The following is a 23170-nucleotide window of genomic DNA, read 5'->3' as shown; positions in this document are numbered from 1 at the left end:
ACACGTCAAAGAGTATGGGTGGGGCGGTTCGAGCCGAGATGACCGGCGAGGATCTGTTCGATGCGCGCACGCAGGGCCTTGCCGGACTCGTCCGAACTGAAATGCACGCCGATACCCTGGGTCTTGCCGCCTTGGGCACCCTGGGGGGTGACCCATACGACGGTCGCCGCGACAGGATGCTTGGTCGGGTCGTCCATGAGTTGCAGGAGCATGAAGACTTCGTCCCCGAGCGCATGCACGCGTGGCGTCGGCACGAAGATGCCGCCGTTGGCCAGGAAGGACATGTAGGCGGCGTAGAGCGCGGATTTCGAGTTTATGTTCAGCGACAGCACGCTGGGGCGTGCGACGCTCGGCTTGGGAGCTTCGCTCATCGGCGGGTTCCGGTCACGGCGCGCGCATAGCGCAGGAGCATGTCTTCGAGCATCAGCCTTGCATTGAGCGGATGCTGTGCGACCCGGCGAATCCGGGCGAGTTCATTGTAGCAGTTCGTCACAGCCGCCACGCTGGTGCGCTGCGCGAGCGCGGCAATGACATCATCCTCGCCGGGGAAGAAGCGCACCCGTCCGCCAAGGCGCAACGAAGCGAGGTCGGTAACCCAGCGTTGCAGCCATTCGACGAGCTGCGGCATGCCGAAGCCGGCAGCGACCGCTTCCTTCGATTTGAGCCAGCTTTCCCACTGGCCGGCGAGTCTCAGCGGATCACCGGCGGGCAGCGCTGCAATGTCTTTCACGAAGCGCCGCAGCAGGACGTCCGCGCCGCTCTTCGCAAGGCGCTGGGCTGCAAGCGGCATGCCGCCTGTGAGCGCGAGCAGGTCCGCGGGCGGTGCATCCGGGCCGGAGAGCCATTGCGCCACGATGTCCGCCGCCGGGCGCGCGAAGCTCCACTGCTGGCAGCGGCTGCGGATGGTGGGTAGCAGTCGGCGCGGGGCCGACGACACGAGCAGGAAGATGCAGCCTTCCGGCGGCTCTTCGAGCAGCTTCAGCAGGGCGTTGGCGGTGAAGGCGTTCATCGCCTCCGCGGGATCGACAATGATGACGCGCCGGCTGCTCTGGTGTCCTGTCACGGAGAGCGCCTCCTGCAGGTCGCGGATCTGTTCGATCAGGATCTGCGAGGATTTCTTCTTGCCGCTGCCGGCTTCGCCACCGTCGCCGCCGTCCCCTGCCTCGCTCTCCGCCGCCGCGTCGGCTTCGGGGACGATGGGCAGCAAATCGGGGTGATTGCCGGATAGCCGTAGCTGACAGGGCGCGCAGTGGTCGCAAGCGTGCCCGTCGCCCGCGGGGGCCGCGCACAGCAGGCTTGCCGCGAGCACGTCGGCGAGCTCGCGCTTGCCGAGGCCTTCGGGACCGACGAAGAGCAGCGCGTGCGGCAGCCGCCCGCCGAGGCCGACCAGCCGCTGCCAAGCGTCCTGCAGCCAAGGGTGGATCATCGGAAGAAGCGCTCCACGACGATCGCCTCGATCTCGGCACGGATCTGTTCGGGCGGGCGGTCGGCCGCGATGACGCGGATGCGCTCGGGGGCCATGCGCGCACGTTCGAGGTAGGCCGTGCGCACGCGCTCGAAGAAGTCACGTTGCTCGCGCTCGAAACGGTCCGGCGCGGCACCGGTATTGGCGACGCGTGCTGCGGCGATTGCCGGCGGCAGATCGAACACGAGGGTCAGGTCGGGCTGGAAGCCGGGGTGAACCCAGTCTTCGAGGGCGGAGAATTTGGCGGCGTCGAGGCCGCGTCCGCCGACCTGGTAGGCGTAGGTGGCGTCGGTGAAACGGTCTGAAACGACCCAGGTTCCGGCTGCGAGCGCGGGATGGATGCGGGCGGCGAGATGTTCGCGACGTGCGGCGAACATTAGCATGGCCTCGGTTTCGAGGTGCATGGGCTCGTGCAGCAGAAGCTCGCGGAGCTTTTCGCCGAGGTCCGTGCCGCCCGGTTCGCGCGTCTGGTCGACAGTCAGCCCGCGGCCCAGGAGGAGTGCGACGACCGCCGCAATCTGGCTGCTCTTTCCAGCCCCGTCGATGCCTTCAAAGGTGATGAAGCGCCCGCGGGCGCGCGTCTGGTTCAACTTCCCGATCCCCGCTGATAACGATTGACCGCTTTGTTGTGGTCGTTGAGGTTGGAGGAAAACTCGCTGGTCCCGTCGCCGCGGGAGACGAAATACAGGTATTCGGTCTGCGCAGGGCGTACCGCAGCGTTCAGCGATTCGGCGCCCGGCATCGCGATCGGCGTTGGCGGCAGCCCGGCGCGAGTGTAGGTGTTGTAGACGTGGTCGGTTTCGAGGTGCCACTTTTTCAGACGACCATCGAAGGACTCGCCGTAGCCGTAAATCACGGCGGGATCGGTCTGCAGACGCATGCCGATGCGCAACCGGTTGGCGAAGACGGAGGCGACGAGCCCGCGATCCTCCGGGCGCCCGGTTTCCTTCTCGACGATGGACGCGAGGATCAGCGCGTCGTAGGGCGACGCCAGGGGAACCCGCGGATCTCGCATCTCCCATGCCTGGGCGAGGCGCAGCTTCATCGCGGCATATGCACGACGCAGTACCGCGATGGCGCTCGACTGCTTGTCGAAGAGGTAGGTGTCCGGGAAGAACAGACCTTCCGGATGTGTCTCGGTCGCCCCGATGGCGCGCAGGATATCGGCATCGGCAAGACCTGCAGTGTCCTGCTGCAGGTGCGGGTTCGATTCCAGCGCCGCGCGGACCTGGCGGAAGTTCCAGCCCTCGACAAAGCGGACTTCCGCCTGCGATACATCGCCGCTGGAAAGCTTCAGGATGAGCAGCCAAGGCGTGATGCCTTGATGCACCTCGTAGCTGCCGGCCATGATGCGGCCGGCCTTGCCCGTGATGCGGGCGAGCCAGTACAGCGCCCGCGGACTGACGTCGACACCGGCCGCGGCGATCGTCGCGGCCGCCTGGCGCATGGTGTGGCCGCGCTGGACCGTGAAATCGATGAGCGGCTGCGCCAGCGTGAGCGGACGCTGCGCGTACCACCAAGCCGCGGCGGACACGCTCGCGACAACGAGCGCAAGTGCGATCAGCAGGCGGAGAACGATGGGCTTCATCGGAGTGGATATCGTTGCAGAACGCGCGACGAGCAGGCTGGCGGCAAAAGCTGGCGGAAATGTTTGGCCCGCAACCATTGCGTCTGCGGGGCCCTATAATACTTCATCCCAATTCCACATCCCTCCTCCGCCCCGACAAACGCACATGAACACGACCTGGACTGAATTTCTGGTAAGCGAAGGCGCCACGCTGGAAGACTCGGGCATCCGTTTCGATGCTCCGGAAGCGGACGTGCGCGCCGTGGAATCCAACACCGTGGCGGTGCCGCTGGTGCACCTCGGCCTGATCCGCTGCGCCGGCGATGATTCGGTCGGCTTCCTGCACAATCTGCTGTCGAACGACGTGAAGAAGCTGGGGCCGCAGTCTGCGCAGTGGTCCAGCTTCAACACGCCCAAGGGCCGCATGCTTGCGAGCCTGCTGCTGTGGCAAGACGACTCCGGCCAGATGATCGCCACTTCGGCCGACATTCAGCCGATGCTGCAGAAGAAGCTGTCGATGTACGTGCTGCGCAGCAAGGTGAAGCTTGCCGACGCGACGCCGGACACGGTACTGATCGGTGTTAGCGGAGTCACTGCGGACGCCACGCTCGCGAGTGCCGGCATTACCGCGCCAGTCGGCCCGATGACGCAGTCGGTGACCGGAGATTTGCGCTGCATCCGGCTTGACCAGCGCAATCTGGTCGTTGCGGTGCCGGCTGCCGTTGCGCCCGAAGTGTTCGCGAAGCTGACGGCAGGCGGTGCGACGAAGGCCGGTACGGCAGCGTGGCAACTGGCGATGATCCGTGCCGGCCTGCCGCTGATCACTGCGGCGACGCAGGAGGAATTCGTCGCCCAGATGCTGAATTTCGAGGTCATTGGCGGAGTCAGCTTCAACAAGGGCTGCTATCCGGGCCAGGAAATCGTCGCCCGCACGCAGTATCTCGGCAAGCTCAAGAAGCGCATGTATCGCGTGCATGTGCCGGGCGATTCGGCTCCCGCTGCCGGTGCCGACCTGTTCACACCGGAGTTCGGAGAGCAGTCCGCCGGCAAGCTGGTGAACGTCGTTCCCGCGCCCCAGGGCGGCTTCGAGGCGCTGGCGGTGATGCAGATCAGTTGCGCCGAAGCAGGCGAGGTGCATCTGGGCAGCTCGCAGGGGCCGCTGCTGCAGTTCCTCGACCTGCCTTACGCGCTACCCGAAAAATGAGCGGCGAAGCTTCGGGTTGCGTGCATTACTTCGTCTATTACCGCGTCCGTGCGGATGCCGAGCACGAGGACGCTGAGGCGACCGTGCGCGCCATGCAGGCAGCGCTGGAACAGCGCACGGGCGTCGCAGGACGGTTGATGGAGCGGCGCGACGACGCGGTGACGTGGATGGAGGTCTATGAGGGCGTGACCGATCCGGACGGTTTCGAAGCGGCCCTGAGGATCGAGGCCGATGCGCATCGGGTCGCGAGCATCGTGGAGTCCGGTTTCGCGCGTCACACGGAACGCTTCGTCGAATGTGCCTGATCGTCGTCGGCTGGCACGCCCATCCGGACTATCCGCTGGTCGTGGCTGCCAACCGCGACGAGTTTCTCGCCCGTCCGGCGGTTCCCGCGCACTGGTGGACCGATGCGCCGGACCTGCTCGCGGGGCGCGATCTGGAGGCGGGCGGGACGTGGATGGGCCTCAGCCGCAGCGGGCGATTCGCCGCGCTGACGAATTACCGCGATCCTACGCTCCACCGCCCGGGAGCTCCGTCGCGCGGCACGCTGGTGCGCGACTGTCTGACCGCAACCGACGATGCGGACCGGCAGTTGCGGAAAGTGGCCGAGGTCAGCACGCAATATGCGGCGTTCAACCTGCTGGTGGGCGATGGCCGGGAGCTTGGCATCCATGAAAGCACGACAGGTTCAGTACGGATACTCGCCCCCGGTATCTATGGGCTGTCGAACCATGTGCTCGACACGCCCTGGCCCAAGGTAAAGCTCGCACGCGACCGTTTCACCTCGGCACTCGGCGGCCTGCCGGACACGGATGCGTTCCTCGAACTGTTGCGTGACGACGAGCCGGCGCCCGACCATCATCTGCCTGAGACCGGGGTGAGTGCAGACTGGGAACGGTGGCTGTCGCCGGCGTTCATCCGCGCGCCGGGCTACGGTACGCGCTGCTCGACGCTGATCCTGCTGGATCGCGACGGAAATGTGACCTTCCGCGAATGGTCCTAGAACGCGCAGGGCAAATTCGCGAGCGAAGTCATGCATCGGTTCACGGTTGCATCCGGCGGCTGAAAGCTTCAGGCGTGTTTCGGCACCAGCGAGCGGCGCATCGTCTGGTGACGGATGCCCGCTTCGATGAAGGTCTCTCCTTGCGGTGCAAAACCATGCCGTAAATAGAAATCGACGGCGTCGATCTGGGCATTCAGGACCACCTCGGTGAATCCGAGACGCACCGCTTCGGTGACGAGGGCCTCCAGCATCAATCCGCCAATGCCACGCTTGCGCCACGGGGCGGCGACAGCCATGCGACCGATGTGGCCGTCCGGCAGCAGCCGGCCGGTGCCAACGACCTGGCCAGCGGCAGTCGTGGCCAGGGCGTGGCGGCAGTGCGGGTCCCTGGCGTCGCGTTCGAGTTCGGCGGGCACGCCCTGCTCCCTCACGAACACCTGTTCGCGCAGCGGCATCGCGAGGGCCGCTGCGTCGGTCCAGTCGAGAATGCGGATGGTCGCGCCGGCATCCATGTACGTCCTTTCCTCGATATCCACTTCCGTCCCGGCCTGCACCAGGTCGAACAGTTCGATCACGTCGTCATTGCGCATGCGGATGCAGCCGTGCGAACGCGGTTCGCCCATCGGCTGATCGTCGGGCGTGCCGTGGATGTAGATGTAGCGGCGCATCGAGTCGAGCTTGCCGAGGCGGTTGCGCCCCGGCTCGCAGCCACTGAGCCACAGGATGCGGGAGAGGATCCAGTCGCGGCCGGGATTGGCCGCGGCGAGTTCCGGCGTCCAGATCTCGCCGGTGGGGCGCCGACCGCGGAACACGGTGGCCTTCGCGGCACCCGCGCCGATCTTCGCGCGGATGCAGTGACGCCCCCGCGGCGTGCAGCCGCTGTCCCGGACTTCGCCCGCGCCATTGAGGGCGGTGGACACGCTGTAGCGGCGAATGCAGGCGCCGTCCGCGCCGAATAGGCTGAGCCTCTGGGCGACCAGGTCGATCAGGATGCGCATGGCCGTCACGCGATGAGAGTGCGGCCGCGACGGGCGGCGAAGAAGCTCGACAGCAGGCCACCGCATTCGTCGGCCAGCACACCTCCCGATATGGTCGCGTGATGGTTCAGCCGCGCTTCGGCGAAGAGGTCGATTACGCTGCCGGCGACACCGGTCTTGGGGTCGCGCGCACCGAAGACGACGCGTGCGATGCGGGAGTGCATGATTGCACCGCTGCACATCGCACACGGTTCCAAGGTGACATACAGCTCGCAACCGGGCAGCCGATAATTTCCGAGCCGGGCGGCGGCATCGCGCAAGGCCATCACCTCCGCATGGGCGGTGGGGTCGTGTCGGCCGATCGGCTGGTTGAAACCGCGGCCCACGATCTGGCCATCGAGCACGACGACGGCGCCGACCGGCACCTCATCGCAACTCCCCGCCTCGCGCGCCTGCTCCAGTGCGGCACGCATGTAGTCTTCGTCATTCATCCTTTGCTCTCCATTCGCAAAGTCTACTGGAGCGCGCGCGCATTGAGCCAGATTCTCGCGGCGCGAAGAGCAAATGGCAGGCGGATCAACAATTTGCAGGAAGCGTGGCCGATGTCACGACCGCCGCGTGCCGTTCCCGCATAAAGTGTTACAAACAACGGGAGTAGCCCCTGACGGGGCGGTGCTGCTTCAGGGAGAAGGCCTGCACTGCGGGCCGGTCATCGCCCGCTGCCGGGTCGATCGCGCGGAGGAGAAAAACAGTGAATACCTATCGACTGCTTACGCGCACCGCGCTGTTGGCAGCGCTATCGATGCCGGCATTTGTCGGCGCAGCGTCCGTGAGCGTGGAGATCTCCGGCGGGAGCTGGAGCCTGGGTTCCGGCTGGGGCGCCGCCTGCACGAGCGCCAGTTGCGATGAGGGACATGGTTACCTCAACGCTGCCTGGGCCATCGATCCGGACCTTGCGGGCACGAGCTTCATGCTCAGCGGCGACGGTGACTTCGAAACTATCCGTTTCGGCTGGGGCACGCTCGCCGAGGAGGATGGCGCAATCCGCGCCAACGGCAGCACATCGGAGCTCGATCAGCTCGACCTTGCTGCGTTGATCGAGTTCGATTCGCCTAGTGGCGGCGCCGCGGATCTGGATGCCACGGTGCAGGCCATTGTGGGTCCGTTCTGGGACAAGGGCGCCGGCCCGGCGAACACCGACCTCGCAGCAACCTTCCTGTCTTACCTACTCGCACTCGACGACGGCGGCGAGATGGAGATCAGCTTCTCGCCGGCGGTCTGGCTGTGCGAGGGAAACAGCGGCCAATGCACGTGGAGCAAACCGAACAAGAACGAAATCTACGCCACATTCAAGCTGACGAAGGCCCCGCTCGAGGCCGAGACGGACGGCCTCCCCGTGCAGGCGGTTCCTGAGCCGTCGTCCCTGTTGCTCATCGGTGCCGGACTGGTCGGATTGGGGTTCGGACGACGCCGGCAGAACCCGGCCTGAGCACGCTCCGCTCCTTTGTCAAAAACGACGACGGGCGTCCGGAAGGACGCCCGCTTCGTTTTCGACGCTCATCGATGAACGGCACCACGGCGGGCGCGCTGCCCGCCAGAGGTGCGCAATTCAGACTGCGGCCATGGCCTTTTCGAGCTTGGCCTTGAGGCGCTGGGCAGTCTTCTCGGCGCCGACGATGAAGCGGCTGTGTTTGCCGCGTGCGACTTCTTCCAGCGCGTCACGGGCGGTGAATTCGAAGGTCACGGCGGGGCCGTTCACCTCGACAAGCTTCACGGTGATCTCGACCCACATGCCCAGCAGGGTGGCACCGACGTGGTCGAGTTCGACGCGCGTGCCGACGGAGTCCTTGCCCGCTTCGATGTTCTCCAGCAGCAGGTCACGGCACACGACTTCGATGTCGTAGAGCAGCGCGGGAGTCGAGTAGACGCGGCAGTCGTCGCCCATGAAGCCGATCGTGCGGCCCTGGTCGATGTCGTAGCGGCGGGTGGAGCTCAGGCCGGGTTGAAGTTCGCTCATGTTTCAGTCTCCTTGGTGTAAGGCGCCGGTCCCTGCCGACACCGGGTTCGTCGTGTCTCGGATTACTTGTTACGTTCGCGGATCATGTCCGCCTCGACGCGCGCTTCCACGTAGCGCGCGAGCGCCCTGGTGCCTCGGCCACAGTTGCGGAACACGCATACGCCTTGGTCCATCAGCTTCGCGGCCATCGCATCGTAGAGCGAGCCTCCGTCGACGATGCCGATGACAGGCTTCTCGCTCTTCGCCGCGAGCGGGGGGTAGATGTGCACGGTACCCTTAGGGTCCGAGAGGTCGTAACCGGGGCGCAGCTTACTGGTCTCCAGGCCGCGGATCGATGGGGCAGTCGGGTCGAGGCCGACCACGACGGCGTCGATGTTCGGGTCGTCGAGGAAGGCTTCGGTGATCTGCAGGTGGGCCTCGTCGTCCGCACCGGGGTTAATGTCGATGGGGTTCCTGACTTCGACCAGAGCATCGAGGCGCTTGGCGGTGAGGATGGCCTGCACGCGCTCAACGGTGGTGGCTTCGAGCATGCCCATCTCCAGCGAGGAGGTTTCGGTGGCGATCGAATCGGCCATGCCGACGGCCTCGAAACCGGCACCGCTGATGGCACCGAGGCGTGTGCCGACCTTCTTGCCATGCAGCGCGCCAGCAACGTAGAAGAGGTCGTCGAAGGTGTTGAAGTCCTCGGCGACGATCGCGCCGGCCTGACGCAGCACCGCATCGAAGAGCGCAGGATCGCCGGCGATCGACGCGGTGTGGCCCATCACGCCGCCCGCGCCCGCTTCGGTGCGGCCGGACTTGTACACGACGACCTGCTTACCCTTGAGCACCGCCTTGCGCACCGCATGGGCGAAGTCGAGGCCATCGCCATCCTTGAAGCCTTCGATGTAGATGCCGAGGGTGTCGATGCCTTCGCGTTCGGCGAAGAAGTCGAGCATGTCGCCGTGAGTGAGATCGGTCTGGTTGCCCAGCGCGAGCATGTAGGCCGGGTCGAGCCAGGGGTTCTGCGAGATGCGCGTGATCATGAAGGCGCCGGACTGGCTCAGCATCACGGAATTGCGCTGCGCCTTCTTCTGCGGCTTGGGCAGGCGCTCGAGCGGGATGAACCAGGAGTCGTAGCCGCCGGGATGCGAGACGACACCGAGGCAGTTCGCACCGAGGAAGATCGGACCGCCACCGGGCTTGCCATGAGCGGCGTTGATCTTCGCGGCAAGCTCGGCGGCAGGCTCGCGGCTCTTTGCCGTTTCGCCAAGACCGCCGGGAATCAGCATCACGGATTCGACGGCATCGGTGTCGATGATTTCATCGACCAGCGCGTACACCGCATCGTTAGGCACGGCGACGATCAGCAGATCGAGCTTCGCCGGCAGGGCGCGCAGGCTCTCGACGCAGCGCACGCCGTCGATCTCGGTTTCGCCGGGACGAATGATGGTCAGCTTGTCCTTGGGGTAGCCGCTGCCCATCAGGTTCTTGAGGATGATGCGGCCGAAGTTCATGCCGCTCGCGGACACCCCGACGATGCCGATCGACTGGGGATGGATGAGCTTGTCGATCTTGTGCACGGGGCGCGGCAGCCGGCCAGCAACGGGCTTGCCGAATTCGACCCGCGCCGCACCGACCGTGGGCTTCTTCGCAAACTGCACCTGATCGAGTTCGATGCGGCGGATGACGAATCCGGCTTGCGGATTCCGCGCGGAATATTCCCGGCCGAGGCCCAGCATCATGCCAAAGCAGAATTCGAGCACGGGATCGGGCGCGCGGCGACCATCGCGTTGTGCGATCGCCGCCATCTTCTGATAGGCAACGGTGCGACGGAACAGACGCAGGAAGTCCGCAGCGTCGGTCAGTTCGACCGAGGCGGAAACGGAGGCACGGTCTTTGCGAAAGTTGGCGCGGTCCAGCGCGCCGTCGAGGCCGCCCGCGCCCGCCGTGAGCACGATGCCGAACTCGCGCGTGTTCTCCAACGTGATGCGCAGGTCCACACCGCCCGGTGCACCTTCGGTCAGTGCGGCGCCGAAGCTCGCGACGAAACGTTGCAGTTCGTCCGCGTTCAGTACGTCGCGCCCTTCGCTGCCTGCCTGCCTGAACAGTTCGCCCGTGGCGGCGTTCAATGCCTCGCCGGGACTGATGGTCGTCCGATCATTCACTATCGTGTCTCCGTTCGTGCCACTCGCTATCGGTGGCCACTTGGTTGTTGTCTTACCCTTGGCCTGTCTCGTGTCGTTACGTCATCACTTCGGCCGCTTGTCGATCACGCGCTTGGCCTTGCCGACCTGCGTGCGCTCGATACGGCCGCTCTCGACGATATGGACGTCGGCGCTGACCCCCACCCGGCTCTTGATCTCGTGCCGGACTTCGGCGGCGATCTTCGAGCGCTGGGCATCGGTGAGCGCGTCGGACAGGTCATGACGCACTTCGGCGAGCACGGCGAGTTCATCCATGTGACCGGGCCGCGTGATTTGCAGCTGGTAGTGGCCACACAGACTGTCGTGGCGCAGGAGGATTTCCTCGATCTGCGTCGGGAAGACGTTTACGCCGCGGATGATGAGCATGTCGTCGCTGCGGCCGGTGATCTTGCCCATGCGGCGCATTGTGCGTGCAGTGCCCGGCAGCAGCATCGTGAGGTCGCGGGTGCGATAGCGAATGATCGGCAGCGCTTCCTTCGTCAGCGAAGTGAAGACGAGTTCGCCGGGCGTGCCGTCGGGCAGCACTTCGCCGGTCACGGGGTCGATGATTTCCGGGTAGAAGTGATCTTCCCAGATGTGCGGGCCGTCCTTGGTCTCGATGCATTCGCAGGCGACGCCCGGGCCGATCACCTCGGACAGGCCGTAGATGTCGATGGCATCGATGCCGAGGCGTGTCTCGATCTCGCGGCGCATCTCGTTGGTCCAGGGCTCGGCGCCGAACACGCCGATGCGCAGCGTCGTCGAGGCGGGGTCGATGCCCTGCTCCTGCAGCCCGTCGGCAACCGTGAGCATGTAGGACGGGGTCGCCATCATCATCGTCGGCTTGAATTCGCGGATCAGCTGGATCTGCTTCTCGGTGTTGCCGCCGCCCATCGGGATCACGGTCGCGCCGAGTGCCTCGCCGCCGTAGTGGGCACCGAGGCCGCCGGTGAAGAGGCCGTAACCGTAGGAGTTGAGGATGATGTCGTCGGGCGTGCCGCCGGCGGCACGCAGCGAACGCGCCACCACGGAGCCCCACATCGCGATGTCGTTCTTCGTGTAGCCGACGACGGTCGGCAGGCCGGTGGTACCGGACGAGGCATGCACGCGCACGATGTCGCGCATCGGCACCGCGAAGAGGCCGTAGGGATAGTTCTCGCGCAGCTCCTTCTTGGTCGTGAAGGGGAACCGCGAGAGGTCGGAGAGCTGCTTGAGGTCCGACGGATGGACGCCGGCCGCATCGAAGGCCTGCTTGTAATGCGCGACGTTGTCGTACGCGTGCTGCAGGCTCCATCTGAGACGTTCGAGCTGCAGCGCAGCGAGCTCGTCGCGGGTGGCCTTCTCGATCGGATCGAGCGTCTCCGGCGCTGCGCCCTTCCCGGTTGCCCCTTTCGATGCTGCAAAACCATCCCTAGCCGACATGTGCGTGCTCCGTCATGCGTTCAACGAATTTCTGGTTTTCAACGACTTTCTTCTGGATGTGCTCGACCTGCTCGGGCGACAGATGGCGGAAGCGGCCCATCGCCTTGAGGTAGTCGGTGACCGGCAAGGGGTCGTCCACCGGCTTCGTGAAGTGCAGCCCGTCCTGCGGCGTGTATTCCCAAAGCATCACGAAGTTGGTTTCCACGGCCTTGCGTGCGACTTCCATGTTCAGGTTCGACGGGAAGCGCCAACCGGTCGTGCAGGGCGAGTACACGTGCAGGTAGGCGAAACCCGTCTTCGATGCGGCGATGGCCTTGTCGAGCTTGTCGTAGAGGTCTTCCATGTACGCGGTGGAGGCCGTGGCGACGTAGGCGCAGCGGTGGTTCACCATGATCAGCGGCAGGTTCTTCGCATCCTGTGTCTTGCCGCGCTGGGTCTCGCCCACCGGCGTCGTCGAGGTCCAGGCGCCGTAGGGCGTGCAGCTCGAACGCTGCATGCCGGTGTTCATGTAGCCTTCGTTGTCGACGACCATGAAGAGCATCTGCTCGCCACGTTCCGCGGCGCCGGAGAGCGACTGGAAGCCGACGTCGGAGGCGCCGCCGTCGCCGGCGATGGCCAGCGCCTGCACGTCGCGACCGACACGCTTGTACTGGCGCTTGATGCCGGCCAGCATCGCGGCGGTGTTGGTGAGCAGCGGATGGAAGACCGGAACCTTGGTGCCCGTGGTCCCGTTGAAGCCCACGGAGCCCATTCCCGGCACGCAGCCCGGCGGCGTCGCGAGCACGGTGTCGGGGCCGACGCGGCGCAGGGTGTGGCGCATTAGGAGTTCCGTGTTGCAGCCCTGGCAGCCCGCGAGTCCCGGCGCGAAGAGGTCTTCCCAGTCGCCGACCTCGTTGTATATGTTGGCGGTGGTGATGTACTTCAGCGCGCCCTTGCTGCATGCGGGCACGCAGGCCGGATTGCCGTCGCAGGTATCGCACTTCGACACATGACCCGTCGTTTCGTCGAGCGCGATGCCGGCGTAACTGCAGCCGACCGTGCACAGCAGGCAATCGACGCACTTGGACGCGTCCCAGCCAATGACGCCGCTCGTGCCGTCCTTGCTCAGCGCGCCGGCCGGGCACACCGTGACGCACTTCGGATCGGCGCACTGGCGGCACAGCGCGAGTTCAAAGGTCTTGTCCGCTGCTCCGTCACGGCCATAGATCTGGATGCGCGAACGCGCGATGTCGTCCGTGCCGGTCTTGGCCTGCGCGCAGGCCGTCATGCAATCGCCGCAACCGTCGCACTTGGCGGGGTCGAAGGCGATGGTGCTGTAAGCTCGTCCCATTGAATACTCCTTAGCGCCAGGTCTGCGACATGATTTCGCGACCCACCGCGAGCGGGTTCGCGATGAAGCGCTCGCGCAGCGGGGTGAGGTCGATGCGGCGCAGGATCAGCTGGGCCATGACACCGCCGTCGAAAAATTCATTCACACCGAAGATGCCGGTCAGGCAGCCGTCGGCGCCGAAGATGGCCTTGAGGTAGCGGCCGGTCGCGCCGTCGAAGCGCGTGACCACCTCGCCGCCTTCGGGCTGCTTGCTCGAACCGACCGAGATCGCGTGGCGGCCGAAGAAGTGGTAGGTGTTGAGGGGCACGCCGCCTGCGTAGTCCTTGATGCCGGGGTCACCCGCCATCGCCATGCCGGCCACGCGGCCCTGGATCGTCGCGTCGGGCAGGATCGCGTTCATCACTTTCGTATCGGTGAAGAATCCGCGCGCCTGGGCGCAGTCACCCGCGGCCCAGACGTTGGCGGCGGTGGTCTGCATGCGGTCATCGACGAGGATGCCCTGCTGGTGCTCGACGCCGCTGCCGTTGAGGTAGGCCATGTCGGGCTTCACGCCGGTCGCGACGAGCAGCAGGTCGGCTTCCAGGGTGGTGCCGTTTTCCAGCGTGAGCTTCGCGCCCGCCGCCGAGGGCTCGAGGCGCACGACGCGGTTGCCGGTCATGATCTTCGCGCCGGCATCGCGGAAGGCCTGCTCGATCATGTCGGCGGCGACCTTGTCGAAGTAGCCCGATGTGAGCTGGTCGCTCATTTCGACGATGGTGACGCTGGCGCCCGCTTTGACGAGGTTCTCGGCAGCGTGCATGCCGACGAGGCCGGCGCCGAGCACGACGGCTTGCTTCGACTCGGCGATCGCGCCGCGCAGCTTCAGTGCGTCGTCCAACGTGCGCAGCACATGGTAGGAGACCGTATCGATGCCGGGGATCGGCGGGATCGCGGGCGAAGCGCCGGTCGCGAGCAGGAGCTTTTCGTAGACGATGCTGGAGCCGTCCGCCAGCTCGGCGGTGTTGTCGTCGGCGTGCAGTGCCTTCAGCGCCGACTCCGGGCGGTAGCTCACCTTGTTGCGGGCAAAGAAGTCCTCGTCGCGCAGGAAGATGCGTGCCGGCGCGGATTTGCCCGACACGACGTAGGGCAACACGGTGGGCGAATACGGCAGGTAAGAATCGCGCGTGACAACGGTGAGGCTGCCCTCCGGGTCGTACATGCGGATCGCGTTGATCGCCTCGAGCGCCGCGTGGCTGCTGCCGGCGATCAGGTATTTGGTGTGTTCGGTGGCTCGGTCCATGCTGGCCTCACTCCTTTTCGTTGAGCCAAACGGGCTCGGTCGGGGCGGCTGCGCCGTTCAGGAGGGCTTCGGTTTCGTTGATCACGCGATGCACATGCGGGACCGTGATGTCCGCACCTGCCAGCCCGCCGATGAAGCTCATCGACGGGATGAAGCGGCCGAGGCGATACAGCGCGCCCAGCGTCTCCTGGTACATCGGCCCGCAGTTCCAGCGGAAACCCACCGAGCGGTCGATGACGCCCAAGGCCTTGACCTTGGCGAGCGCCTTCATCAACGCTTCGACCGGGAAGGGGCTGAAGGTCTTGATCTTGATGAGTCCGACCTTCTTGCCGGCGTCGCGCGCCTCGTCGATCGCGTCCTTGGCGGCGCCAGTCATGCTGCCCAACGTCATGATCGCGAAATCGGCGTCGTCGAGGCGGTATTCCTCGACCAGCGGCGCGAAGCTGCGGCCAATGCGCTTCGCCCAGTCCGCGTGCACTTCCTCGATCACGCGCAGCGCGTTCTGCATGCCGCTGCACTGACCCTTGCGGTAGCGCACGAAGGTCTGCGGTCCCTTGCCGGTAGTGCCGCCGGTCAGCGGATCGACCGCCATCGGGCGCAGCGGATCGAGCGCGACGTGCCAGTTCACATCCTTCTCGCCCATGAATTCATCGACGTCGGCCTGATCCGGCATCTCGACGCGCGAGGCGCCATAGGACAGGTAGTTGCCGTCGAGGCACACGTTCACCGGCAGCATCACGTCATGGTGCTCGGCGATCTTGAAGGCCATCACGGTGGTGTCGAGCACTTCCTGCACGCTCTCGCAATACACCTGGATCCAGCCCGCCTCGCGCACCGTCATCGCATCCTGGTGGCCGCCCCACACCGACTGCGGCGTGATGCCGTCGCGCGTGACGATGGTCAGCACGATGGGCAGGCGCATGCCGGGAGTGCGGAAATAGGGCTCGAACATGAAGGCGAGGCCCGGGCCGCAGGTCGCCGTGTAGGTGCGGGCGCCCGCCAGCGCCCCGCCCTGCAGCACCGACAGCACCGAGTGCTCGCCTTCCGCATCGACGATGTCCGCATCCATGCGGCCGTCGGCGATCAGCTTCGCGAGGTGCTCGACCAGCGAGGACTGCGGCGTGATCGGATACACCGAGACCATGTCGGGCCGTGCGAGCGCAACGCCGAGCGCCGCTGCCTCGTTGCCTTCGGCGAGGATGACCTTCTGCTTGCGCGGCGCCTCGGCTGCCGCGGCCTTTTCCAGCGTGGCTGTCGTCATTGGGCTTCCCCCACCATCGTGATCGCCCGCTGCGGGCACTCGTTGGCACAGATGCCGCAGCCCTTGCAGGTCTTGAGATTGAAGTCGAACCACGCGGCGTGTTCCTCGACGCACTGCACCGGGCAGTACAGCCAGCACACCGCGCATTTCACGCATTTGTCGCGATCGACCACCGGCCGCATGCTGCGCCAGTCGCCGGGCAGCATCGGGCTGACGACGGTTGCGACCGGACAGAGATCGTCCGGAACACCCGCCTGCTCCAGATTGAACAGCGGATAACTCGTGTGCCGGCTCATGCCGCGGCCCTCCTTTCGATCTGGTGTACGGCCACCTCGGCGTAGCCGCGCTCCAGCGCCGTCATGTTCTGCGCGAGGCCCGCGTCGCGGAAGTCGGAATCTTCGAGCGCGCGCTTGAGCGAATCGAGCGACACGACACCGGTCGTCTTCGCGAAGGCGCCGAGCATCAGGGTGTTGGTGATCGGACGCTTGAAGATCTCGAGCGCGATCTTCACCGCGTCGAGCAGACCGACCGTCGACACGCACTCGGGAAGCGCGAGCTCGGCGAGCGGCCGGTGCGTGGCCTGTATCAGCGTGCCGCCGGCCTTCATGCCGGCGAAGATGTCGACGGATTTCGTGAGCGTCGGGTCGACGCAGACGATGCAGTCGGGCTGGTAGATATTGGTGAGCTGGCGGATCTCGCGATCACTCATGCGCAGGAAGGACACCACTGGCGCGCCACGGCGCTCGAACCCGAAGGACGGGATCGAAACGGCGTACTTGCCCTCCTCCACCATGGCCGCGGCGAGCATGCCGGACGCCATCACCGAACCCTGGCCGCCCCGGCCATGGAATCGCACTTCGTACATCTCGTCTCCTCCTGCGTTGCAGGGACGGGGCTCAGTCGCCCCGCGTTGTTGTTACCGCGAACATCAAGAACCCACGATCACCGTTCGGGCAGGTAAGTCGAAGCCCTGCATGGCCCTTCGACAGGCTGCGTGCGAACGATCAGCGATCTCGCACTGCTATGCTCCGCCCCAACCCGGCTTCACTGCCGGGCCGGCCGTTCCGCGCCCGCGCACCGGCAGGTGCGGCAGCGCGAAGCCCTGCGTGAAGGCGGCGCGGCGCACCAGCGTGTATTTGAACCACCACCCTCCGGCGACGGCCAAGAGTCCTGCTATGACGAGTGCTGCGCCGGCCAACGGTGCACCGATGACGCCGATCACCAACAGGACGGCCGGCAGCAGGTTGCCGTACCTGAGGAACTTGCCGTCAATCGATGAAAGCACGCGCAGGCTACCTTCCGGGGCACCATCGGTGCGCAAGCCCCGCAGGTAGTTGCGCCACAGCAGTACACGGAACAGCAACAGCACCAGTACGGCCGTGGCGACGGCGATCTGGCCTGCCACCTGCGGGATCATGAACGGCACCGCGACCGCCAAGAGGCTCACACCTTCGGCGAAGCCGGTGGCCGCGACCACCGGCATGCAGCGCGGGTGCCGCCATGCCGGGATGCCCTTGTCGGCGGCAAGAATGCGCGCCTGCGCATATACGAAGCAGGCGCCGAAAACGCCCGTCAGCAAGACAAGGACGCTCTGCCCCGTCGCCAGGGCCAGCACGCCGGCGCCGAATACGAAGGGGGCGACCGCCGCCTCCCGCGTCATCCATGAGGTGGCGATGTGGCGATACACGTTGAGCGCGCGCCACGGTTTCCCGATCTCGAACCACACGCAGGTGAGTCCCGCACCGATCAACGCCATCCCGGCGACGAGCAGTGCACGCACGTCCACGCCCCAGAGGCTGGCGAAGGCGGCGAAGGCGAGCAATCCGCCACCTGCTCCGCCCGCGATGAAGTTCGACGCTGCGCGCCAGTCCCAGTTGTGCTGCTGGTGCGGCCCCACGCGGTCGCGGGAGCGCATTTTCCCGGTTTTCATGCTCATGCCTTGTCCCAGATGTAATACACGCCCGGCCCGGTGCCGAGCTCCTCGTGCATGCGGAAAGTCTTGTTCTCCGCGATCAGGCGGCTGACCTTGCTGTTCGGGTCGTCGAGGTCACCGAAAGCCATCGCGCCGGAAATGCAGGAATTGACGCAGGCGGGGGTGACTTCCGGATCGAGCCCCGGCACTTGGCCGGTCTTGGCCGCAAGGTCGATCCGGTCGATGCAGAAGGTGCACTTCATCGACACCGAGATGCGCGCCGGGTCGAAGCGCACTTCCTCCGACTTGATGGGTTTGTCGCCGTAGGCGAACTTCGCCTCATGCACGATCGAGCGCGCTTCGTACGGACAGGCCATCACGCAGTTCGCGCAGCCGATACAGGTGTCGTAGTCGATGGCGACGAGGCCGTCGGCCCGCTTGGTGGTCGCCTTGGTCGGGCAAACCTCCTCGCACGGGGGCTCGTCGCAGTGCATGCACGAGATCGGCACGAAGCTGCGGCGCACGTCCGGGAACTCGCCCGTCTCCATGTCGAGCACGCGCCGCCACTGCACGCCCGGGGGCGTGGCGTTGGCGTTTTTGCACGCGGCGGTGCAGGTCTGGCAGCCCACGCAGCGGCGCAGGTCGATGGTCATTGCGTAGCGGGTCATTGTGCTACCTCCTCGCGCTCGACCTTGCGCACCGCGACGCGGACGATGTCCGATCCCGAACCGGTCGCATCCGTCAGTTCCATCGACATCGGCGCGATGGTGTTCAGGCTGGGCATGCCGAACTCCTTCGCGACCGGCGTCGCCCAGTGGTCGAACTGACCGAGGATCACCAGCGTGTCGGGGCGCACGCCCTGCGCCAACACCGCATCACCGTAGGTCGCGCCGATGTGCGAACGCACCTCGATGCGGTCGCCGTCATTGATACCCAGGCTCTTGGCCGTCTTGGCGTTCATGATCACACCGGTGTGGCCGCGCACGTTCTGCGCGACCTCGCGCATCAGCGCGATGCTGGCGTTGCCGCCGGTGTGGTACTGCATGCTCTTGGTCGCCAGCAGCCACAGCGGGAAGTCCTCCGGCTTGCCGCCCGCGTTCTTGATCTGCTGCGCCCAGCGCCCCGGAACGTCGTGCCATTCCGGCAGCGCCATGTATTCGGAAAGCTGCTCGTCCCACCAGTGCATCTTTTGCTCGTGCAGGCGGTTGCCCAGTTCGCGACCGATGCGCAGCAGGCGCTCCTGGTAGGGCATCTCGTAGCGCAGACCCTGCTGTGCCAGCGTCGGGCTCAGATACCACTCGACCTTGGACATCGGCACCGTGTAGAAACCATGCTCCTTGAACCACTCCAGGTCGTGCACCTCGCGCCCTTCGCTCAGGCTCGCGCTCGAGGCGCGGCACACGGCATCCCAGATCTCCTCGACACCATGCTCCTTGGCCGTATCGAGGCTGTAGTCGTAACCGTCCGCCTTCAGCGGCGCCCCGCCACCCGCGCCACGGTTAAGCGCGTTGTTGTATGCCTCCAGCAGCCCCGTGCGCTTCGCGAGCTGGGTGCTGATCCACGTGAAGTCGCGCGTATCGCCCTGCGGCTCCACCGCCGGCTGGCGCAGCACCACGCCGCGATGCTCCCAGAACTGCTCGACGAACTTCGTGCCACCGACCTTGATCATCTGCAGCGACTCGAGGTCGGTCGCCTCGGGCAGCAGCAGGTCGGCCATCCAGTTGGTTTCGTCCAACGTGTAGGCGAAGGCCACCGTGAAGGGGAACTTGGCAATCTCCTCGACCAGCGTGCGCGTATCCCAGAAGGAGATCGCCGGGTTGGTGCGGTAGATGAACCACACGTCCGGCATCGTCGGCATCGGCATGTTCCAGTCTTCCGGCACCTCGCGCTGGAACATCCACGCGAGCTGCGTCGGCCCGAGCGCCTGGCTCCATGCGGTGTTACCGACGATGGGCACCAGCGTGCGGTGGATATTGCGCCCTGTGGGCTTCGCGACCCAGTGTTCCTTGTCGGTCGGGTTGAAGTACTGCGCCATGAAACCGTCTTCACCGGCCTTCACGCTCAGCAAACGGTTGTCGTGCGGGCGGTTAAGGCGCACGGTTGTGCCCAGCGTGCCGCCCGGATTCTCCAGCGCGCCCACCAGCGTCGCGAGCAGCGTGCGCGCCCAGCAACATTCGAAGGCGCCCCAACCGTTGTTCACCGACTTGCCCAGCGTCACAGCGACGGGGCGCAACGGCAGGGTCTGGCCCTCGATCTCGATGGTCTCGCCGATCGAAGCGCTCTCCAAGTATTCGTTGGCGATGCGGCGGATCGTGTCGGCGGGCACGTCGCAGATGCCTGCGGCCCACTCCGGCGTGTACTTCGCCATGTGCTCGACGAGCTTCGTATAGGCCGTCACCCCCTCGGCGACGTCGAACTGCTGGCGCGCGTCGTCCGCGTCGATGCTGATCGCACCTTCCACACGGAAGCGCCCCGCCACTGCCGGCACCGCGCCTGCTGTGTCGAAAGGCACCGCGCGGCCGCTGCGCTCATCCCACAGCAACGGCTTGCCGGTTGCGGCGTCGCGCAGGTACAGGCCATCCGGCCCGACCAGATAAGGCGACGAGCTGCGGTCGCGCAGGAAGGCCACATCCAGCTTGTCCAGCCCCTGCTCGCACACCAGCACATGGATCAGCGCGAACATGAAGGCCGGGTCGGTTTTGGGGCGGATCGGCACCCATTCGGCCGAACAGGCGCCGGTCACCGACAGATGCGGCTCGACCTGCACGCGCTTGTAGCCGCGCACCCGCGCCTCGGCGTGGCGCGTCACTGCACAGGGACCGCCCGAGGCCTCGACGTTGGAGCCGATCGAAATCACGTAGCGCGCGAGCGGCGTGTCGGCCGCGACGGTGAAGCCGCGGTGCCAGAACTCCCCATACAGGTGCTCCGAATGCACGCACTTCACGCCCTGGCCCGAGCCGAAGCTGTAGTCGATCGCCCCCCACGCGGCGAGGAAGGCCGGCAGCGAGCCCATGTACATGCCCGGCGTGCCGCCGTGGCCGAAGGTCGCGGCGACGCGCGGCAGGCCCGAGTCGTCCACCAGGCCCTTCTCGCGCACCGAGGTCAGCTTCGCGGAGACCATGTCCAGCGCCTCGTCCCACGAAATCGGTACAAAGCCGGGATCCTCGTTTCGCCCCTTCTTCGGGTTGGTGCGCTTCATCGGCTGCAGCACGCGGTGCGGATTGTAGGTCTTCTGCACCAGGCCGTAGGCCTTCACGCACACGCGCCCGCGCGCCGGGTGGATGTCCTCCGCGGCGAAGTTGGGCTCGATCTCGGTCGCGACGCCGTCGACGACCTTCACGTTCATGAAATCAGGACCCGCGACACAGTTGTAGCAATAGGTCGGGACCTTCCGCACGGATTGCGGATTGGCATTTGTGGGCATGTCTCCCCCGTTTGCTTTTTTAGTGGACTCGCTCGGGATGCGAGTAGATGCTGTGGCGTTCGCCGCGCGCAAAACCGATCAGGGTCAGCCCCGCGGCTTGCGCGACGCGCACCGCCATGCCGGTGGGCGCCGACACGGCCGCGACCACGGCAATGCCGACCGCCGCGGACTTCTGCACGATCTCGTAACTCGCGCGGCTGGTCATGAACAGGAAACCGTCGTTAAAGGAACGACGTTGCGCCGCGATGACGCCGATGAGCTTGTCCAGCGCGTTGTGCCGACCGACATCCTCGCGCACGAGCTCGACGCGGCCGTCGAAACTGCACCACGCGGCGGCATGCACGGCCCCGGTGAGGTCGAACAGCTGCTGGCGCGACTGGAGTTCGGCCTGGGCGCGCTGCAGGGCACCGGCATCGAGCATCCCCGTCGCCCCGACCTTCGAGATTGGCCGACAGGCGAGCTGGTCAAGGCTCTCGACGCCGCAGATGCCGCAGCCGGTGCGCCCCGTCATCGCGCGGCGACGCGCCCGCAATTGCGCGAAGCGCTCGCCCGCCAGCTGCATCTGCACCTCGGTGCCATGCGCGTGCTCGACGACCTCGATGTCGAGGATCTCGCGCGCACTGCCGGCGATGCCTTCGCTCAGGCTGAAGCCGATGGCGAAGTCTTCGAGATCCTGCGGAGTCGCCATCATCACGGCGTGCGAGAAACCGTTGTACACCAGTGCGACCGGCATTTCCTCCGCGACCGTATCCTCGACGCGCACCGCAGCGCCATCGCTCCACCGATCCACACCGTACATCCCGTGAGCATCCGCCATCGAAACCGCACCGTGCCGCATCGTCCACCTCGCAAACCGGATTTGAGTCGCCTGCCGATCCCGACGCCTCACCCCCGACGTCTTGCGTTCACGATACAAACTGATAGCCGTCAGGTCAAGATTTCTGTATCGCTTTTTTCCTCATTGTTTGATTTTCATCAATATCCGGAAACGTCCCTCAATCGCATGCGACGTCCTTCGCGTCGTGTTCATTTCCCGCACTCCCGACATGGCGTTAGAATCGGCCGACCCCATCACGAACGCGTCCTGCAGACGCAAGAGATAACGGTGCAAAAACAATGAAGAGCCGTTTCCTGGAACAGTGGATCAGCGACTACCTGGCCGAGCGCCGGGTCCGCGCCAACTCGCTGATCATCACCGTGTACGGCGACTTCATCGCCCCACACGGCGGCACCGTCTGGCTCGGCAGCTTCATCCGGCTGGTAGAGCCGCTCGGCCTGAACGAGCGCATGGTGCGCACCAGCGTGTATCGCCTGTCGCAGGACAACTGGCTGGAATCGGAGCAGATCGGGCGCAAGAGCTACTACAGCCTCACCACCTCGGGCCGCCGGCGCTTCGAGCACGCCTACCGCCGCATCTACGACACGCCGCAGGACATCTGGAATGGCGAATGGCAGCTCGTCGTACTGCCCTCCACCCTGGGTTCGCCGGAGCGCGACATGCTGCGCAAGGAGCTGTCGTGGGCAGGCTACGGCAACGTCGCACCCGGCGTCATGGGGCACCCGTCAACCGACACCGCGACGTTGATGGAGATCCTCCAGGACACCGGGACGCACGACAAGGCCGTGCCGATGCAGGCCGCGACCATCGGCGCCCTTTCGACGAAACCCTTGCGGGACCTGGCGCGCGACTGCTGGAACCTCGACGAGATCGAGGCGACCTACCGGGAATTCTCGGACCGCATGCGCCCCGTGCTGCGCTCGCTACGCAGCACGCGCACGCTGGACCCGGAACAGTGCTTCTTGATCCAGACGCTCACGATGCACGAATTCCGCCGCGCGCTGCTGCACGATCCGCAGCTTCCCGCGCAGCTGATGCCGCAGGACTGGAGCGGCACCTCGGCGCGAGCACTGTCCCGCGCCATCTACCAGATCACCTGGCGGCATGCGCAGCAGCATCTGATGGCTGTGTGCGAAACACCCACCGGCCCTCTGCCTGCCGCCGCACCCTACTACTACAAGCGCTTCGGCGGGCTCGAAGCGGAACCCACGGAAGACGCACTGGCTGAAAACTGAGCCCCGAGGCAAGCGCGCAGCACACCCTTTCGACGTGTCGCGCGAGCCCCTCGCGGGCCCGCACAGCCGCT

23 protein-coding genes and 1 pseudogene are annotated in these 23170 nt (G+C 65.9%); 5 read left to right on the top strand and 19 right to left on the bottom strand.

Features of this window, described 5'->3' with window-relative positions:
* Positions 1-5: 5 nt before the first annotated feature.
* Genes ToN1_RS19395 through mltG form a run of 4 tightly spaced genes read right to left on the bottom strand, consistent with a single transcriptional unit; the run spans position 6 to position 3053 of the window.
* Entirely contained in the window at positions 6-371 is a 366-nt protein-coding gene (locus tag ToN1_RS19395) for a PilZ domain-containing protein (RefSeq protein WP_169205652.1), read from the bottom strand.
* Complete coding sequence (holB, locus tag ToN1_RS19390; protein ID WP_169205653.1) at positions 368-1426, bottom strand: DNA polymerase III subunit delta'; 1059 nt, start codon at positions 1424-1426, stop codon at positions 368-370. Before holB ends, ToN1_RS19395 begins: the two co-directional genes overlap by 4 nt.
* Positions 1423-2055, bottom strand: a complete 633-nt coding sequence (gene tmk / locus ToN1_RS19385) for a dTMP kinase (protein WP_169205654.1) — start codon at positions 2053-2055, stop codon at positions 1423-1425. Before tmk ends, holB begins: the two co-directional genes overlap by 4 nt.
* Complete coding sequence (mltG, locus tag ToN1_RS19380; protein ID WP_169205655.1) at positions 2052-3053, bottom strand: endolytic transglycosylase MltG; 1002 nt, start codon at positions 3051-3053, stop codon at positions 2052-2054. Before mltG ends, tmk begins: the two co-directional genes overlap by 4 nt.
* Positions 3054-3198: 145 nt before the next feature.
* On the opposite strand from mltG, the gene ygfZ reads away from it, so the two are divergent.
* The 3 genes from ygfZ to ToN1_RS19365 are packed head-to-tail and all read left to right on the top strand — an operon-like array spanning position 3199 to position 5239.
* Positions 3199-4236, top strand: a complete 1038-nt coding sequence (ygfZ, locus tag ToN1_RS19375; protein WP_169205656.1) for a CAF17-like 4Fe-4S cluster assembly/insertion protein YgfZ — start codon at positions 3199-3201, stop codon at positions 4234-4236.
* The gene (locus tag ToN1_RS19370; protein ID WP_169205657.1) at positions 4233-4541 is read left to right on the top strand and encodes a DUF4936 family protein; all 309 of its coding nucleotides are present in this window, start codon (positions 4233-4235) and stop codon (positions 4539-4541) included. The genes ygfZ and ToN1_RS19370 overlap by 4 nt, the downstream gene beginning before the upstream one ends.
* Positions 4532-5239, top strand: coding sequence for an NRDE family protein (locus ToN1_RS19365; protein WP_169205658.1), 708 nt, complete (start codon positions 4532-4534; stop codon positions 5237-5239). The genes ToN1_RS19370 and ToN1_RS19365 overlap by 10 nt, the downstream gene beginning before the upstream one ends.
* Before the next feature lie 68 nt (positions 5240-5307).
* On the opposite strand, the gene ToN1_RS19360 is transcribed toward ToN1_RS19365, so the two are convergent.
* The 3 genes and pseudogenes from ToN1_RS19360 to tadA all read right to left on the bottom strand — a co-directional run bounded on the left by ToN1_RS19360 (position 5308) and on the right by tadA (position 6707).
* Complete coding sequence (locus ToN1_RS19360) at positions 5308-5694, bottom strand: GNAT family N-acetyltransferase (protein ID WP_342344172.1); 387 nt, start codon at positions 5692-5694, stop codon at positions 5308-5310.
* Positions 5695-5760: 66 nt separating this feature from the next.
* A pseudogene (locus tag ToN1_RS19355) lies at positions 5761-6237 on the bottom strand (L,D-transpeptidase family protein); the annotation flags it as partial.
* A 5-nt stretch (positions 6238-6242) separates the two neighbouring features.
* On the bottom strand, positions 6243-6707 hold the full coding sequence (tadA, locus tag ToN1_RS19350) for a tRNA adenosine(34) deaminase TadA (protein ID WP_169205660.1): 465 nt from the start codon (positions 6705-6707) through the stop codon (positions 6243-6245).
* Between the two features lie 260 nt (positions 6708-6967).
* Here tadA and ToN1_RS19345 point away from each other — a divergent pair, with 260 nt between their 5' ends.
* Entirely contained in the window at positions 6968-7705 is a 738-nt protein-coding gene (locus ToN1_RS19345; protein WP_169205661.1) for a PEP-CTERM sorting domain-containing protein, read from the top strand.
* 120 nt (positions 7706-7825) lie between these two features.
* Here ToN1_RS19345 and ToN1_RS19340 read toward each other — a convergent pair whose 3' ends face one another.
* The 12 genes from ToN1_RS19340 to fdhD all read right to left on the bottom strand — a co-directional run bounded on the left by ToN1_RS19340 (position 7826) and on the right by fdhD (position 21843).
* Complete coding sequence (locus ToN1_RS19340; protein ID WP_169205662.1) at positions 7826-8233, bottom strand: thioesterase family protein; 408 nt, start codon at positions 8231-8233, stop codon at positions 7826-7828.
* A gap of 62 nt (positions 8234-8295) precedes the next feature.
* The gene (locus ToN1_RS19335; protein ID WP_169205663.1) at positions 8296-10380 is read right to left on the bottom strand and encodes a CoA-binding protein; all 2085 of its coding nucleotides are present in this window, start codon (positions 10378-10380) and stop codon (positions 8296-8298) included.
* 84 nt (positions 10381-10464) lie between these two features.
* Complete coding sequence (gene paaK / locus ToN1_RS19330) at positions 10465-11820, bottom strand: phenylacetate--CoA ligase PaaK (RefSeq protein WP_210147866.1); 1356 nt, start codon at positions 11818-11820, stop codon at positions 10465-10467.
* Positions 11810-13150 carry an NADH-dependent phenylglyoxylate dehydrogenase subunit beta gene (gene padI, locus ToN1_RS19325; protein WP_169205664.1) on the bottom strand — a complete coding sequence of 447 codons (1341 nt, stop codon included), beginning with the start codon at positions 13148-13150 and terminating at the stop codon, positions 11810-11812. Before padI ends, paaK begins: the two co-directional genes overlap by 11 nt.
* A 10-nt stretch (positions 13151-13160) precedes the next feature.
* Positions 13161-14429: an NADH-dependent phenylglyoxylate dehydrogenase subunit epsilon gene (gene padH, locus ToN1_RS19320; RefSeq protein WP_169205665.1), complete on the bottom strand. Its 1269-nt coding sequence runs from the start codon at positions 14427-14429 to the stop codon at positions 13161-13163.
* A gap of 7 nt (positions 14430-14436) precedes the next feature.
* Complete coding sequence (gene padG / locus ToN1_RS19315; protein ID WP_169205666.1) at positions 14437-15690, bottom strand: NADH-dependent phenylglyoxylate dehydrogenase subunit alpha; 1254 nt, start codon at positions 15688-15690, stop codon at positions 14437-14439.
* Positions 15687-15986, bottom strand: coding sequence for an NADH-dependent phenylglyoxylate dehydrogenase subunit delta (gene padF, locus ToN1_RS19310; RefSeq protein WP_169205667.1), 300 nt, complete (start codon positions 15984-15986; stop codon positions 15687-15689). The genes padG and padF overlap by 4 nt, the downstream gene beginning before the upstream one ends.
* Positions 15983-16555, bottom strand: a complete 573-nt coding sequence (gene padE, locus ToN1_RS19305; protein WP_169205668.1) for an NADH-dependent phenylglyoxylate dehydrogenase subunit gamma — start codon at positions 16553-16555, stop codon at positions 15983-15985. Before padE ends, padF begins: the two co-directional genes overlap by 4 nt.
* 156 nt (positions 16556-16711) lie before the next feature.
* Positions 16712-17626, bottom strand: a complete 915-nt coding sequence (locus ToN1_RS19300) for a DmsC/YnfH family molybdoenzyme membrane anchor subunit (RefSeq protein ID WP_244860830.1) — start codon at positions 17624-17626, stop codon at positions 16712-16714.
* Positions 17623-18270 (bottom strand): 4Fe-4S dicluster domain-containing protein, encoded by a 648-nt coding sequence (locus tag ToN1_RS19295; RefSeq protein WP_169205670.1) that lies wholly within the window; start codon positions 18268-18270, stop codon positions 17623-17625. The genes ToN1_RS19300 and ToN1_RS19295 overlap by 4 nt, the downstream gene beginning before the upstream one ends.
* Entirely contained in the window at positions 18267-21026 is a 2760-nt protein-coding gene (locus ToN1_RS19290) for a molybdopterin-dependent oxidoreductase (protein WP_169205671.1), read from the bottom strand. Before ToN1_RS19290 ends, ToN1_RS19295 begins: the two co-directional genes overlap by 4 nt.
* Before the next feature lie 19 nt (positions 21027-21045).
* A complete protein-coding gene (fdhD, locus tag ToN1_RS19285; protein WP_244860829.1) occupies positions 21046-21843 on the bottom strand; it encodes a formate dehydrogenase accessory sulfurtransferase FdhD in 798 nt (265 codons plus the stop codon).
* Between the two features lie 299 nt (positions 21844-22142).
* On the opposite strand from fdhD, the gene paaX reads away from it, so the two are divergent.
* Complete coding sequence (paaX, locus tag ToN1_RS19280) at positions 22143-23099, top strand: phenylacetic acid degradation operon negative regulatory protein PaaX (RefSeq protein ID WP_169205673.1); 957 nt, start codon at positions 22143-22145, stop codon at positions 23097-23099.
* Positions 23100-23170: the final 71 nt, after the last annotated feature.

This window comes from Aromatoleum petrolei, assembly GCF_017894385.1.
Classification (GTDB): Bacteria; Pseudomonadota; Gammaproteobacteria; order Burkholderiales; family Rhodocyclaceae; genus Aromatoleum; species Aromatoleum petrolei.
This window is presented reverse-complemented; position numbering and strand designations above follow the sequence as displayed.